Raw genomic sequence first — 14,106 nt, forward strand, 5'->3', positions numbered from 1 at the left:
TCATTTAACTGAGCCGATAAATCACGTCTGTTTATCCGGCCACAGCCTAGAGCAAGGTCGAACGGAGATCTACAGGAACTCACTCAGGGGGAGATGAATTAAGAATAGGTGGAAAACAACCGGCGAGCCCAAAAGCGGATAAGACATCGTAAAAATCGTTAAAAACAGGGGGTTTCAGCGCATCCCCGATAGCCTCCGTTGACTCAACTTGCACTATACTCCCTGCGCATCATCTGTTATTAACTGGCCTCGCCAGGGGCCGGCCTCTTGCTCGTCCCTGTCTTTTGGAGAACACACCGTGCAAAAAAACCACGCTCACCGTAAACACCTGACCCGCACCGAGGTCGACCGCCTGTTGCAACAGGCCGCCCTTGGCCGCGCGCCCGAACGTGACAGCTGCCTGATTTGGATGGGTTTCATCCACGGCTGCCGCGTCAGCGAACTTAATAGCCTGCGCATCAACGACCTGGACATGGACAGCGGCAGCCTCTACATGAACCGCCTTAAAAACGGCCTTTCCACCATCCACCCGCTGGAAGCCATCGAGAAAACCCTTCTGGTCCGCTGGCTGGAAAAACGTCAGTCGTACCGCAACCTGGAGGACCAGGAGTGGCTGTTCCTGTCGCAAAAGGGCTACCGCCTGTCACGCCAGCGCATTTACCGCATGCTGCAGGCCTACGGCAAGCAGGCCGGGCTGAGCGTCGCCGCCCATCCCCATATGCTGCGCCATGCCTGTGGCTATGCCCTGGCCGATAACGGCGCCGACACGCGGGTGATTCAAGACTATCTGGGCCACCGCAATATTCAGCATACGGTGCTGTATACCGCCGCCAATGCCGGACGATTTAAACATTTGTGGCCGGAGGAAAAACCAGAGGAAAAACCGGGGAAAAACGAGGAAAAAATGTAACTTTTTGAACCAAACTGACACATAAGCTATTCATCCCCTGAAAAAAAGTCAATATCTGTTTTCCCTTCCTGTGAGTCATACCCTCAAATTACCCAGTATCAATCAGTTACCATGATATTTACCACTCATTCAATTCCCCTAATGAATATTTAAGCACCAGCCCCTGCTGCCTCTTATGTCGACACCACCCCGCCCCCATAGTCAAGACCCGGCCATCTATGCCAAATATTCGACGTTAGTGGTGTTTCATGCTGTCCGTTGAGTGTAATGACGCCACTTACCACATGAAACACTTAATGCAACACTTTGGTTCAAAATGTCTCCTTTTTATCAGGGAAAAACAGGTCGGCCAAACGACAAAAAAGGGAACCCGGTCAATGGGTTAATGGAAACGCTGTGCTGAGTCACAGGCATTAAGGAATTATGCTCATGAAAAAAACATTGTTGGTCACCACCCTGGCTGCTACCACCTTCCTGTCCGCCTCTGCGGCCTTCGCCGCCGACGGCGTCATCAACTTCACCGGCTCCATCACCGCTACCGCCTGCGTGGTCGACATGGGCGGTGCCGCCCTGACGGTGCCGCTGGGTAAAATCAGCGCCACATCCTTCAGCGCCGCCGGCACCACCGCCCCGGCCACCAAATTCACCCTGAAGGTCAAATCCTGCCCGTCAGCCCTGAGCGCCAGCGTCAACTTCGACGGTATCCCCAGCAGCGGCGATGACAAGGTGCTGGCCCTGACCGCCGGCGCCACGGCCACCGGGGTCGGGATCCAAATCTCTGACAAGGACGGCAAAGCGGTGCCTATTCGCGGCCTGTCCGGCAGCTATGCCCTGGCCAAGGGCGACTCAGCGGATGTCACTAAAGACATCACCAACAATCTGGACTTCACCGCCCGCTATATCTCCACCGCCGCCACCGTCGGTCCGGGTACGGCCGACGCCACCACCAACTTCACCATCGTTTACAACTGATTGTTCTGCCAGGGCGGCCCCGGCCGTCCTGGCTTGACCTTCCCCCTTCTGGAGACTCCAGCATGAAATACCGGTTTGCCGCGCTGTGCAGCGGCGTGATGATGGTCAGCAGCCTGGCGCAGGCCGGCGTGGTGGTCGGTGCCACCCGGCTGGTGTACGAGGGGGACAAGAAAGAGTCCTCCCTCAGCGTCAATAACCCGGATGCGATGCCGTACCTCATCCAGTCCTGGGTCGAGCCGCCGGCGGGCCGCACGGAAAAGGCCCCCTTTATCCTCACCCCGCCGCTGTTCCGCCTGGATGCGGGCCGCCAGAACGTGCTGCGCGTGGTGCGCGTCGGCGGGGCCCTGCCCGAGGACCGCGAAAGCCTGTACTGGCTGAATGTCAAAACCATCCCCTCCACCGAGCGGCGCGACAATACCCTGCAAATTGCCGTCAAGACCCGCATCAAGCTGATTTACCGCCCGGCCGGCCTGAAGGGCGTGCCGGAAAGCCAGGCCGACCAGCTGACCTGGCGTCGCCAGGGCACCGGGCTGGCGGTCAACAACCCCACGCCGTTTTACATGAACTTCCAGAGCCTCAAGGTCAACGGCCAGGAGGTGAAGGACGCCACCTATGTCGCGCCGTACAGCACCGCCACCTTCACCCTGCCGGCGGCGGCGGGCAGCGCCGTGAGCTGGCGGGTCATCAATGACTTTGGCGGCCCCGGCACGCTGAAACAGGGCCGGCTGCAAGGGTAAGCGACCGGGAGACCTCACCCACGGGGCGCAGCAGGGCCCAATTAACAAGGAAGTGACGTGAGCAGACAACATCAACGGAATAAACGGAAGGCGGCTGTCCCCCGCCGGCTGGCGCTGCTGATAGCGCTGGCGCTGGCCGGGGTGCTGCCGGCACAGGCCCGGGACTACTTCAACCCGGCGCTGCTGGAGCTGGACGGCCCGCAGCGGGACGTCAGCAGCCTGGCGGCCTTCGAAGAGCACGGCAAACAGCTGCCGGGCGACTATCAGGTCGATATCCTGGTGAACGACCGGCAGGTCGACAGCCGGATGCTGACCTTTACCGCCGGGGCCGACGGCCAGGGGCTGCAACCCTGCCTGAGCCTGGCCGACCTGGCCCACTACGGCGTGCGGGTGGCCCAGTTTCCGGCCCTCGGAGCCCCCGGGGCGGCCTGCACCAACCTGGCGGCCATCCCCCAAGCCGGGGCCCAACTGCGGTTCGACAGCCAGCAGCTGATGCTGAGCATTCCCCAGGCGGCCCTGGCCCAGCCGCCGCGCGGCTACGTGCCACCGTCACAGTGGGACGAGGGCATTCCCGCGCTGATACTCAACTACAGCCTCAGCGGTGACAACAACAATACCCACCACGGCAGCCGTAACAGCCAATACGCCAACCTGCGCCCCGGCCTGAATGCCGGCCCCTGGCGGCTGCGCAACTACACCACCTGGCGCCGCAGCAGCGACGGCCAGGACCGCTGGGATACGGTATACACCTATGCCCAGCGCAACCTGATTGGCCTGCGCAGCCAGCTGACCCTGGGGGACAGCACCGCCCCGGCCGAGGTGTTTGACGGGGTGCCATTTCGCGGCGTGCAGCTGGCCTCCGATGACGAGATGCTGCCCGACAGCCTGCGCGGCTACGCGCCGGTGGTGCGCGGTATCGCCCGCACCAACGCCCAGGTGGTGGTGCGCCAGAACGGCTATGAAATCTACCGCACCTTTGTCGCCCCCGGGGCCTTTGTCATCAACGACATGTACCCCACCGGCGGCAGCGGTGACCTGCAGGTGACCATCAAAGAGGCCGACGGCAGCGAACAGCACCTGGTGGTGCCCTTCGCCTCCCTGCCGGTACTCCAGCGTGAAGGCCGGCTGAAATACAGCCTGACCGGCGGGCAATACCGCAGCTATGACCGCAGCGTGGCGAAAAGCGCCCTGGTGCAGGGCACCGCCATCTACGGCCTGCCGTGGAACACCACCCTGTATGGCGGGGTGCAGGCGGCACAACATTATCAGTCGGCGGCGCTGGGGGTGGGCAACAACCTCGGCGACTGGGGCGCGCTCTCGCTGGATATCACCCAGTCACGCGGCCAGCCCAAGGGCAAGGCCAGTGCCAGCGGCCAGTCCTGGCGGGTGCGCTACAGCAAGAACCTGGTGCAGACCGGCACCAACTTTGCCATCGCCGGGTACCGCTACTCCACCGCCGGGTTTTATTCCCTGAGCGAAGTCCTGGACGGCTGGCGCAGCGGGGCCGCGCCGCTGTGGATGAACGAACGGCGGCGCAACCGGGCCGAGCTGAGCATGAACCAGCAGCTGGGGCAAAACGGCGGCACCCTGTCGTTCAGCGCGGTGCGCGAAGACTACTGGAACAGCGAACGCAGCCTGGCGTCGCTGGGGTTGGGGTACAGCAACGGCTGGCGCGGCATCAGCTACGGCATCAACTGGAGCTATAACCGCAATACCCAGGGGACGACCCGCAGCAACGACCAGCAAATCAGCCTAAACCTCAACGTGCCGCTCAGCCTGTTTGACAACAACAGCGCCTGGGTCAACTACAGCCTGAACAACTCCCGGGGCGGGGCCAGCAGCCACAACCTGGGGGTCAGCGGCATGGCGCTGGCGGACAACAACCTGAGCTGGGGCCTGCAGCAAACCTATGGCACGCGCGAGCAGGGTTATGGCGGCAACGCCACTGTCAATTATCGCGGCACCTACGGTGAAATGACCAGCGGTTACGGCTATGACAAAAACACTCGCCGGCTGAATTACGGCCTGAGCGGCAGCCTCGTGGCACACGCCAACGGCATCACGCTGGGCCAACCGCTGGGGGAAACCGCCGTCCTGGTGGCGGCACCGGGGGCGGCGGGGGCGAGAGTCACCAACCAAACCGGGGTGCGCACCGACTGGCGCGGCTATGCGCTGGTGCCGTACCTGTCCGCCTACCGGCGCAGCGAAGTGGCACTCAGCCCGGAGACGCTGCCGGACGAGGTGGACCTGCCGCAGAGCAGCCAGCGGGTGACGCCAACGCGCGGTGCGCTGGTGCGGGCGGACTTCCGGCCACGGGTCGGCGCGCGGGCGTTGATAACCCTGCTGCGGACCAACGGGCAGCCGGTGCCGTTCGGTGCCACGGTGAGCGATGCCGAACCCAACGCAACGCAGGGCAGCATCGTCGGCGACGGCGGCCAGGTGTACCTGAGCGGCCTGAGTCCGCAGGGCCGCCTGCAGGTGAAATGGGGCAATGGCAGTGCTGAACAGTGCCGGGTGGATTACCGGTTGCCCAGCGCACCGCAACCGGGCGGGGTAGTGCAAACCAATGGAGTATGCCAATGAGAGGAAAAATGAAAACGTTACCTGGGAAAAACGGGGCAAAACAAAAAAGGGGGCCAGTCCCGTCCTTGTTAATTCTCTGCATACTGGGGTTAGGGGGAATGAGCAGTACCCGAGTGACAGCCTGCAGCCCGGTTAATGGCTGGAAAGACAAGCAGCAAACCGTCAGTTTTGGCGATGTCATCATCCAACGAGACACGCCTTTAGGCACTGTGCTCGCCAGTAAAATGGTGGCTATCAATACTTCAAGGGAAAATGTAACGGATGGCTATTGTCAGGGGTCAATATTCTCAGTCAATTATACCAATGGCTGGATCCCGCTCAACGGCATTGCCGCCACCAATGTTGCGGGCATCGGAGTCCGGCTCAGTTTTCGGCAAACTCCGCCCCTCACTGACTTGGTGTACATAGCCAACCAAACAGCAGGTCCTAATACTGGCAATGTTTGGTACGTAACGCAGGTTATCTGGCTGATTGAGTTAATTAAAACTGGGCCAACATCATCCGGTCATTTGACAACAGGCACCTGGGCTAAGGTCAGCGTTACCCCCGCCGCCGAGGCCCCCTGGACGGCTACTAGCCTGACAGCAACGGGGGTCAATAACATCACCTCCGTCGCCTGCTCCCTCAACAGCACCAGCATCAATGTTCCGCTGGGCGACGTTCTTGACATCAAATTCACCGCTATCGGCACCACCGTCGGCGACAAAAGCTTCGATGTCGGCCTGACCTGCGATAAAGACGCCAGAATCAACGTTGCCCTGGCCGGCACCCAGAACAGCGACACCACCGACACCAGCGTGCTGGCCCTGACCAACACCGGGCAAGCCGGCACCGCAGGCGGCATGGGCGTACAGCTGCTGTACGGCGGCACCCCGCTGAAAATCAACAACAATATTGTGCTGAAAACCACCCCTGGCGGCCAGGAAACCCTGCAGTTCACCGCGCGCTATTACCAGACCAATAAAGTGGTGACGCCCGGCAAAGCCAACAGCAGCGCCACCCTGAATATCACCTATCAATAATGGTGCGTCTAGCGTATGGAACCCAAGGAAATGGATATGCCTAACATGATGAGTAACACCCTGCTCTGGCTGGGGCTGACCGGCCTGCTGATATCCCCGCTGACGCAGGCCGATTCCGTGGCGGTCAATATCAGCGGCAACGTCGTTGCCAGCTCCTGTACCGTGAAAAGCGGCAGCTCATTCAGCGTGCTGTTACCGGATATTGATGTGCTTAAATTAGCAAAAAATGGCGACACCAGCCCGTTTGTGGATTTTGACCTGGAACTGGAAGGTTGCTCGGCGGGTGTCACCAAAGTCACCGCCACCTATGGCGGCGAGGTTTCGCCCTTGTCAGCAAACAGTTTCAAAAATACCGGCAGCGCGACCCAGGTGGTTCTCTACCTGCTAGATAGCGCCGGTGTCGAGATTAGGCCTAACGCCACCCGGCAAGTGGCCGTCGATAGCGTGGCGCGCACCGCAAAATTTTCCCAGAAGGTTCAGATTTACGCTATAGGCGCGTCGACGCCCGGCACCGTCAGCGGCAATATCATCGTGTCCTTCACCTACCAATAATTCAGTTGCAAGGAGCTATCCGATGAAAACCCGCATTATTACGCTGGCGTTGCTCAGCGCTGTCTGGGGGCCATCGTTGCCGGCCGCAGAAGTCACCATCAGCGGCAGAATCACGGCCATGCCGTGCACGGTGGATGCCAGCGTCAACCAGACGCTGGATTTGGGTAAGGTTCAACGGCGAGATCTGCAGCAGGCCGGCACCGGTAGCCCCTGGAAGCCCTTCAGCCTGACGCTGAGCAGTTGCCCCCCCAGCACCAGCACGGCCACCGTGACTTTCACCGGCACGCCAGACAGCGCTGACAGTAACGCCTTTATCAGCAGCGGAACCGCAACCGGCGTGGCCTTGCAGCTCAGTAAGGCCGACGGCAGCCTGATACTGGCCAATAACGCCAGCCTGTCCGTGACTATCGACAGCGCCCGCAAAGCGGCGTTTCCACTGGCCGCGCGGATCTACAGCCCCAAGGGCCTGAGCGGCAGCGGCACATTCAGCAGCGTTGTGCAGGTCAACCTGAGCTATCAATAATCCCATCAGCCATAAAAAAGCCCATCGGTGAAGTTCATTTCGCCAGATGGGCTTTTTTTCAGGGCCAATTGCCTTTAGCGGCGGTTACGCACCAATTGGTAGCGACGGGTCAGGTATTCCACCGGCACGCTCCAGATATGCACCAGGCGGCAGAACGGGAACAGCACGAACAGCGTCATGCCCAGCACCATATGCAATTTGAAGATCAACGCAACGCCGGTCAAATGCTGTGACGCCCCAGCGTGGAAAGTCACCACTGCCTGCGCCCAGGCCACCAGCTTCATCATTTCGCTGCCGTCCATATGCTGGGCGGAGAACGGAATGGTCAGCAGCCCTAAACACACCTGCACCACCAACAGCGTCAGGATCATGATGTCGGCAAAGCTGCTGGTGGCCCGCACTCGTGGGTTGGTCAGGCGGCGTTTCAGCAACAGCGCCCCGCCAACCAGCGTCATCACGCCGCAGGCACCGCCGGCGATCATCGCCAGTTTCTGTTTCACGTCGATCGGCAGGAAGGCTTCATACATCCAGTGCGGCGTCAGCATGCCGAGGAAGTGCCCGGCGAAAATACCCAAAATACCGATATGGAACAGGTTGGAAGCCAACCGCATGCCCCTTTTATCCAGCATTTGGCTGGAGCCGGCACGCCAGCTGTACTGCCCGTAATCGTAACGCAACCAGCTGCCTATCAGGAAAATCGCTCCCGTCAGATAGGGGTAAATATCGAAGAAGAATTGATTTAAAAATTGCATGATTAGCGTCCTTTGGTTCCGGTTAGCGCATCCGTCAGGTCCAGGTACTGTGGCGCCACCGCGCCGGCAAAACGCCGCTGATGCGCCGTTTGCTGTGCCGAAGCGCAGCCTTGCTCACCGGGACCGCCCTGGGAAGTGAATCGTATCTGCTCCTCTTCCCAGACCGCGTCCAGCGCCTGCGGCGTGTCGTCCCTGGCTTCTCCCGCCACCTGGCTTTCCAGGCTGGCGCTTTTCACCTCGGTACCGGACAGCACCAGCAACAGGTCAAACAACACCGCGTACGGGCTTTCCCTCTGCTGTAAACGTGCGCCCAACAGCGCCAGGATCGGCGCGATGTCCTGCAAGCCACCGCGCGCCTCCGCTGGGCTGCGGCTGGCCAGGTATTCCAGATACAGCGGCAAAAAGTCCGGCAGTTCACGACTGTCGATCTCCAGGCCCGCTTCACGGTATTGCGCCATCAAATCGACCATCGCCTGGCCGCGATCGCGCGATTCACCATGCACGTGCTCAAACAGCAGCAGCGAGGTGGCGCGACCACGGTCAAACAGTTCGCAGTATTCGGCCTGCACGTCCAACAACGGGCGAGCGCAAAATCGACGAATAAACAGGATCAACTGCGCGCTGTGGTGCAAATCCAGTTCGCTGGCCGGCTCCAGTGCCTCTACCAGCGCCTGCTGATGGTCAAATAACGCCTGCTCCGGATAATCCAGCAGGCGGGCAATCACTTTCAGGCTGATCATGAGGCATCCTCCTGACGGGCGGTTTTTTGCGTCACATCGATGGCGTCAATACGGCGGCTGTTGAACAGGTTGAATTTACCGTCGCTGCCGTGGCAGCCGTCACCAAAGCTGAAGCCGCAGCCTTTGCTTTCCGGGAAAGCCTCACGCGCCAGTTCGCGGTGGCTGGACGGGATCACAAAGCGATCTTCATAGTTGGCGATCGCCAGATAACGGTACATCTCCTGCGCCTGCGCTTCGCTCAATCCCACCTGCTCCAAGGCACTGGTGTCCAGCACGCCGTCAACGGTTTCCGCCCTTTTGTAGTGGCGCATCGCCAGCATGCGTTTAAGCGCCAACAGCACCGGCGCGGTATCCCCGGCAGTCAGCAAGTTGGCCAGATATTGCACCGGAATACGCAGGCTCTCCACGTCCGGCAATACGCCGCTGTGTGCCAGCTCACCGGCATCGGCGGCGGATTGGATCGGTGACAGTGGTGGCACGTACCACACCATCGGCAGCGTGCGGTATTCCGGGTGCAGCGGCAGTGCCAACTTCCAGTCCATCGCCATTTTATACACCGGCGACTGCTGTGCGGCCTCGATAACCCCTTGTGGAATGCCATCCTGCAACGCCTGGGCAATCACCGCCGGGTCGTGCGGATCCAGGAAGATATCCAACTGGCGCTGATAGAGGTCTTGTTCGTTTTCGGCGGCGGCGGCCTGCTCAATGCGGTCGGCGTCATACAGCAACACGCCAAGATAGCGAATACGGCCAACGCAGGTTTCCGAACACACCGTCGGCTGGCCGGATTCGATACGCGGGTAGCAGAAGATGCACTTTTCGGACTTGCCGCTCTTCCAGTTGAAATAGATTTTCTTGTACGGACAGCCGGTCAGGCACATGCGCCAGCCGCGGCATTTATCCTGATCGATCAGCACAATGCCGTCTTCGCCACGCTTGTAGATGGCACCGCTTGGGCAAGTGGCGACACAGGCCGGGTTAAGGCAGTGTTCGCACAGGCGCGGCAAATACATCATGAAGGTGTTTTCAAACTGGCCGTACATCGCCTTCTGCATGTTGTCGAAGTTTTTGTCCTGCGAGCGTTTTTCGAATTCACCGCCGAGGATCTCTTCCCAGTTCGGGCCGCTTTCAATCTTCTTCATGCGCTGGCCGGTGATCAGCGAGCGCGGACGGGCGATCGGCTGATGTTTCCCCTGCGGCGCGGTATGCAGGTTCTGATAGTCGTAGTCGAAAGGCTCGTAATAATCGTCCAGCGCCGGCACGTCCGGGTTGGCGAAAATCTTCGACAACAGGCCGACGCGGCTGCCCATGCGCGGTTCCAGCTTGCCGTTGATTTTACGGATCCAACCGCCCTTCCATTTTTCCTGATCTTCCCAGGCGTGCGGGTAACCGACGCCGGGTTTGCTTTCAACGTTGTTGAACCAGGCGTACTCCATGCCCTCGCGGCTGGTCCAGACGTTCTTGCAGGTCACCGAACAGGTATGGCAACCGATGCATTTGTCCAGGTTCAGCACCATGCCGACTTGTGAACGAATTTTCATTTTGCTTTCTCCTGCTGGCTGCCCTGCGAGTTGTCGTTGCCTTCACCGTCTAACCAATCGATGCGGTTCATTTTGCGTACCACCACAAACTCGTCGCGGTTGGAGCCGACGGTGCCGTAATAGTTGAAACCGTAGGCCAGCTGCGCGTAGCCGCCGATCATATGGGTCGGTTTCGGGCAGACGCGGGTCACCGAGTTGTGAATACCACCGCGCTGGCTGGTGATTTCCGAACCGGGGATATTCACGATACGTTCCTGCGCGTGGTACATCATGGTCATGCCTGCCGGAATACGCTGGCTGACCACCGCCCGTGCGGTCAGTGCGCCGTTGGCGTTAAAGGCCTCGATCCAGTCGTTGTCCTCAATGCCCAGCTCTTTGGCATCGTCTTCACTCATCCAGACAATCGGCCCGCCGCGCGACAGGGTCAGCATCAACAGGTTGTCGCTGTAGGTGGAGTGGATACCCCACTTTTGGTGCGGCGTCAGGAAGTTCAACGCCTTCTCCCTGTTGCCGTTCGGCTTCTGGTTCAGCAACGGCTGCGCGGCGCGAGTATCGATCGGCGGACGGTACACCAACAAACTCTCGCCAAAGGCGCGCATCCACTCGTGGTCCTGATACAGCTGCTGGCGGCCGCTGATGGTGCGCCATGGGATCAGCTCATGCACGTTGGTATAACAGGCGTTATACGACACATGTTCGTCTTCCAACCCTGACCAGGTAGGGCTGGAAATGATTTTGCGCGGCTGGGCCTGAATATCACGGAAGCGAATTTTTTCGTCTTCCTTGTTCAGCGCCAGGTGGCGGTGATCGCGACCGGTCATTTTACCCAGCGCGTCCCACGCCTTGACCGCCACCTGCCCGTTGGTTTCCGGCGCTAACGCCAGGATCACTTCGGCCGCATCGATAGCGCTTTCAATCTTCGGCCTGCCCACTGCCGGGCCGGCGGTTTTCACGTAGTTGAGTTTTTTCAGGAAGTCGACTTCGTCCTGGGTGTTCCAGCCGATGCCTTTACCGCCGTTGCCCAGCTTATCCAGCAGCGGCCCCAGCGAAGTGAAACGCTCATAGGTGGCCGGATAATCGCGTTCTACCGCCATAATATGCGGCGCGGTTTTGCCCGGGATCAGGTCACATTCGCCTTTTTTCCAGTCTTTGACGCCGTAAGGCTGCGCCAGCTCTGCGACAGAGTCATGCTGGATCGGCAGCGTCACCACGTCGGTTTCCTGCCCCAAATGCCCGATGCAGACTTCGGAGAAGGCTTTGGCAATGCCCTTGTAGATTTCCCAGTCGCTCTTCGAGTCCCAGGCCGGATCGACTGCCGCCGACAGCGGGTGAATAAACGGATGCATATCCGAAGTATTCATGTCGTCTTTTTCGTACCAGGTGGCGGTCGGCAGCACGATGTCGGAGTACAGGCAGGTGCTGGACATACGGAAATCGAGGGTCACCACCAGATCCAGCTTGCCTTCACCGCCGTTTTCCAGCCATTCCACTTCCTGCGGTTTGGCACCGCCCTGTTGGCCCAGATCCTTGCCCTGAATGCCGTTTTCGGTGCCCAACAGGTATTTGAGCATGTACTCATGGCCCTTGCCGGAGGAACCCAGCAGGTTGGAGCGCCAAACGAACAGGTTACGCGGGAAGTTCTGCGGGTTGTCCGGCTGCTCGGCGGCAAAGCCCAACGTCCCTTTTTTCAAGGCATCGACGGTGTAATCCACCGGCGATTGTCCTGCGGCTTGTGCCTGCGCCGCAATATGCAGCGGGTTAGTGCCCAGCTGTGGTGCGGACGGCAACCAGCCCATGCGCTCGGCACGCACGTTGAGATCGATCAGGCTACCGCCAAAGCGTGATTTGTCCGCCATCGGCGACAACAGCTCTTCGGTGCCTACGGTTTCGTAGCGCCACTGGCTGGAATGGTTGTAGAAGAACGAGGTGCTGTTCATATGACGCGGCGGACGTTGCCAGTCGAGGCCAAACGCCAGCGGCAGCCAGCCGGTCTGCGGCCGCAGCTTTTCCTGGCCGACGTAGTGCGCCCAGCCGCCACCGCTCTGGCCGACGCAGCCGCAGAAGATCAACATGTTGATCAGCCCACGGTAGGTCATGTCCATGTGGTACCAGTGGTTGACACCGGCACCGACGATAATCATCGAACGACCATGGGTTTTTTCGGCGTTGTCGGCAAATTCGCGCGCAATGCGGATGATGTTGTGGCGGGAAACGCCGGTGATTTGCTCGGCCCAGGCCGGGGTATAGGCTTTGATATCGTCGTAGCCGGTGGCGCAGTTGGCGTCGTTCAGGCCGCGCTCGAGGCCGTAGTTGGCCAGGGTCAAATCATACACGCTGGTCACCAGCGCTTCGCTGCCGTCCGCCAGGCGCAGGCGTTTGACCGGCAGTTTGTGCAGCAGGATCTCGTCCAGCGCCACGCTGTTGAAGTTCCCGCCCTCGGCAGCGCCGCTTTTGATGCCGCCAAAGTAAGGGAAACCCACCTCGGCCACGTCGTCATGTGCGCCCAGCAGGCTGAGTTGCAACTCCACTTCCTGCGCGTCTTGGCCGGCGCGTTGTTCCAGGTTCCATTTGCCCTGTTCGCCCCAGCGGAAACCGATCGACCCCTGCGGAGCAACCAGCTCGCCGCTGCGTTGATCAATGGCAACGGTTTTCCATTCAGGGTTATTTTCTTCCCCCAGGCCGTCAACCAAATCGGCGGCGCGCAGCAGACGACCGGCGGCGTAATGCCCTTCTTCGCGCGGCTCCAACATCACCAGCATCGGCATGTCGGTATAACGACGCACGTAATCGCGGAAATAGCCCACCTCGCGGTCCAGGTGGAACTCTTTCAGCATCACGTGGCCCATCGACAGCGCCATCGCACTGTCGGTGCCCTGCTTCGGATTCAGCCACTGGTCGCACAGCTTGGCAACTTCGGCGTAGTCCGGCGTGACCGCCACGGTCTTGGTGCCTTTGTAACGGACCTCAGTGAAGAAGTGCGCGTCCGGGGTGCGCGTCTGAGGCACGTTGGAACCCCAGGCGATAATGTAGGAAGAGTTATACCAGTCGGCGGATTCCGGCACGTCGGTCTGTTCGCCCCAGGTCATTGGCGAGGCCGGCGGCAAGTCACAATACCAGTCGTAGAAGCTCAGGCAGGTGCCGCCAATCAGCGACAGATAACGGGCGCCGGCGGCGTAAGACACCATCGACATTGCCGGGATTGGCGAGAAGCCGATGATGCGATCCGGACCGAAGGTTTTGGCGGTGTAGACGTTGGAAGCGGCGATCAGCTCGTTAACCTCCTGCCAGCTGGAACGCACAAAACCGCCGCGCCCACGCGCCACTTTGTAGCTTTTGGCTTTTTCAGGATCGCTGACGATCGAACCCCAGGCATCGACGGGATCGCTGTGCAACGCCTTGGCTTCGCGCCACAGTTTGATCAGGCGTTTGCGCATCAACGGGTATTTCAGGCGGTTGGCGCTGTACAGATACCAGGAATAGCTGGCGCCACGTGGGCAACCGCGCGGTTCATGGTTTGGCAGATCGGGACGGGTACGTGGGTAATCGGTCTGCTGGGTTTCCCAGGTGACCAGGCCGTTTTTCACATAAATTTTCCAGCTGCAGGAGCCGGTGCAGTTGACCCCATGGGTGGAGCGCACAATCTTGTCATGCTGCCAACGGCTACGGTAGCCGTCTTCCCAGTCGCGGTTGGTGTTCAACGTCTGGCCATGATCGCCAGAAAAGGGTTCCGCCAACTGCTTAAAATAGCGGAATCGGTCTAGAAACTTGCTCATC

General features: G+C 60.1%; 11 protein-coding genes. 7 read left to right on the forward strand and 4 right to left on the reverse strand.

What is annotated here, in order from left to right:
* The first annotated feature begins 298 nt into the window (after positions 1-298).
* The 7 genes from H0S68_RS14295 (at position 299) to H0S68_RS14325 (ending at position 7,299) form a co-directional block, all read left to right on the forward strand.
* Positions 299-910, forward strand: coding sequence for a tyrosine-type DNA invertase (locus tag H0S68_RS14295; protein ID WP_262244060.1), 612 nt, complete (start codon positions 299-301; stop codon positions 908-910).
* A gap of 429 nt (positions 911-1,339) precedes the next feature.
* Entirely contained in the window at positions 1,340-1,882 is a 543-nt protein-coding gene (locus tag H0S68_RS14300) for a fimbrial protein (RefSeq protein ID WP_259217589.1), read from the forward strand.
* Between the two features lie 62 nt (positions 1,883-1,944).
* Positions 1,945-2,619 carry a molecular chaperone gene (locus H0S68_RS14305; protein WP_259217590.1) on the forward strand — a complete coding sequence of 225 codons (675 nt, stop codon included), beginning with the start codon at positions 1,945-1,947 and terminating at the stop codon, positions 2,617-2,619.
* Positions 2,620-2,676: 57 nt separating this feature from the next.
* Complete coding sequence (locus H0S68_RS14310; protein WP_410528784.1) at positions 2,677-5,202, forward strand: fimbria/pilus outer membrane usher protein; 2,526 nt, start codon at positions 2,677-2,679, stop codon at positions 5,200-5,202.
* A 98-nt stretch (positions 5,203-5,300) separates the two neighbouring features.
* Positions 5,301-6,224: a fimbrial protein gene (locus H0S68_RS14315; RefSeq protein WP_259217592.1), complete on the forward strand. Its 924-nt coding sequence runs from the start codon at positions 5,301-5,303 to the stop codon at positions 6,222-6,224.
* A 36-nt stretch (positions 6,225-6,260) separates the two neighbouring features.
* Positions 6,261-6,776: a fimbrial protein gene (locus H0S68_RS14320; RefSeq protein ID WP_259217593.1), complete on the forward strand. Its 516-nt coding sequence runs from the start codon at positions 6,261-6,263 to the stop codon at positions 6,774-6,776.
* 22 nt (positions 6,777-6,798) lie between these two features.
* On the forward strand, positions 6,799-7,299 hold the full coding sequence (locus H0S68_RS14325; RefSeq protein WP_262244059.1) for a fimbrial protein: 501 nt from the start codon (positions 6,799-6,801) through the stop codon (positions 7,297-7,299).
* A 74-nt stretch (positions 7,300-7,373) separates the two neighbouring features.
* On the opposite strand, the gene narI is transcribed toward H0S68_RS14325, so the two are convergent.
* Genes narI through H0S68_RS14345 form a run of 4 tightly spaced genes read right to left on the reverse strand, consistent with a single transcriptional unit; the run spans position 7,374 to position 14,105 of the window.
* Positions 7,374-8,051 (reverse strand): respiratory nitrate reductase subunit gamma, encoded by a 678-nt coding sequence (gene narI, locus H0S68_RS14330; RefSeq protein ID WP_410528785.1) that lies wholly within the window; start codon positions 8,049-8,051, stop codon positions 7,374-7,376.
* Positions 8,052-8,053: 2 nt separating this feature from the next.
* A complete protein-coding gene (narJ, locus tag H0S68_RS14335; RefSeq protein WP_046373296.1) occupies positions 8,054-8,791 on the reverse strand; it encodes a nitrate reductase molybdenum cofactor assembly chaperone in 738 nt (245 codons plus the stop codon).
* On the reverse strand, positions 8,788-10,332 hold the full coding sequence (narH, locus tag H0S68_RS14340; RefSeq protein WP_020827437.1) for a nitrate reductase subunit beta: 1,545 nt from the start codon (positions 10,330-10,332) through the stop codon (positions 8,788-8,790). Before narH ends, narJ begins: the two co-directional genes overlap by 4 nt.
* Positions 10,329-14,105 (reverse strand): nitrate reductase subunit alpha, encoded by a 3,777-nt coding sequence (locus H0S68_RS14345; RefSeq protein WP_410528786.1) that lies wholly within the window; start codon positions 14,103-14,105, stop codon positions 10,329-10,331. The genes narH and H0S68_RS14345 overlap by 4 nt, the downstream gene beginning before the upstream one ends.
* Position 14,106: the final 1 nt, after the last annotated feature.

The sequence above is a fragment of the Serratia sp. AXJ-M genome (assembly GCF_046531865.1).
In the GTDB taxonomy this organism is placed as follows: Bacteria; Pseudomonadota; Gammaproteobacteria; order Enterobacterales; family Enterobacteriaceae; genus Serratia; species Serratia liquefaciens.

Excerpts from the sequence above, each read along its gene's own strand:
- narI (WP_410528785.1), bottom strand. The coding sequence starts at position 8,051 with ATGCAATTTTTAAATCAATTCTTCTTCGATATTTACCCCTATCTGACG.
- H0S68_RS14325 (WP_262244059.1), top strand. The coding sequence starts at position 6,799 with ATGAAAACCCGCATTATTACGCTGGCGTTGCTCAGCGCTGTCTGGGGG.
- narH (WP_020827437.1), bottom strand. The coding sequence starts at position 10,332 with ATGAAAATTCGTTCACAAGTCGGCATGGTGCTGAACCTGGACAAATGC.
- narJ (WP_046373296.1), bottom strand. The coding sequence starts at position 8,791 with ATGATCAGCCTGAAAGTGATTGCCCGCCTGCTGGATTATCCGGAGCAG.
- H0S68_RS14315 (WP_259217592.1), top strand. The coding sequence starts at position 5,301 with ATGAGCAGTACCCGAGTGACAGCCTGCAGCCCGGTTAATGGCTGGAAA.
- H0S68_RS14345 (WP_410528786.1), bottom strand. The coding sequence starts at position 14,105 with ATGAGCAAGTTTCTAGACCGATTCCGCTATTTTAAGCAGTTGGCGGAA.
- H0S68_RS14305 (WP_259217590.1), top strand. The coding sequence starts at position 1,945 with ATGAAATACCGGTTTGCCGCGCTGTGCAGCGGCGTGATGATGGTCAGC.
- H0S68_RS14300 (WP_259217589.1), top strand. The coding sequence starts at position 1,340 with ATGAAAAAAACATTGTTGGTCACCACCCTGGCTGCTACCACCTTCCTG.
- H0S68_RS14320 (WP_259217593.1), top strand. The coding sequence starts at position 6,261 with ATGCCTAACATGATGAGTAACACCCTGCTCTGGCTGGGGCTGACCGGC.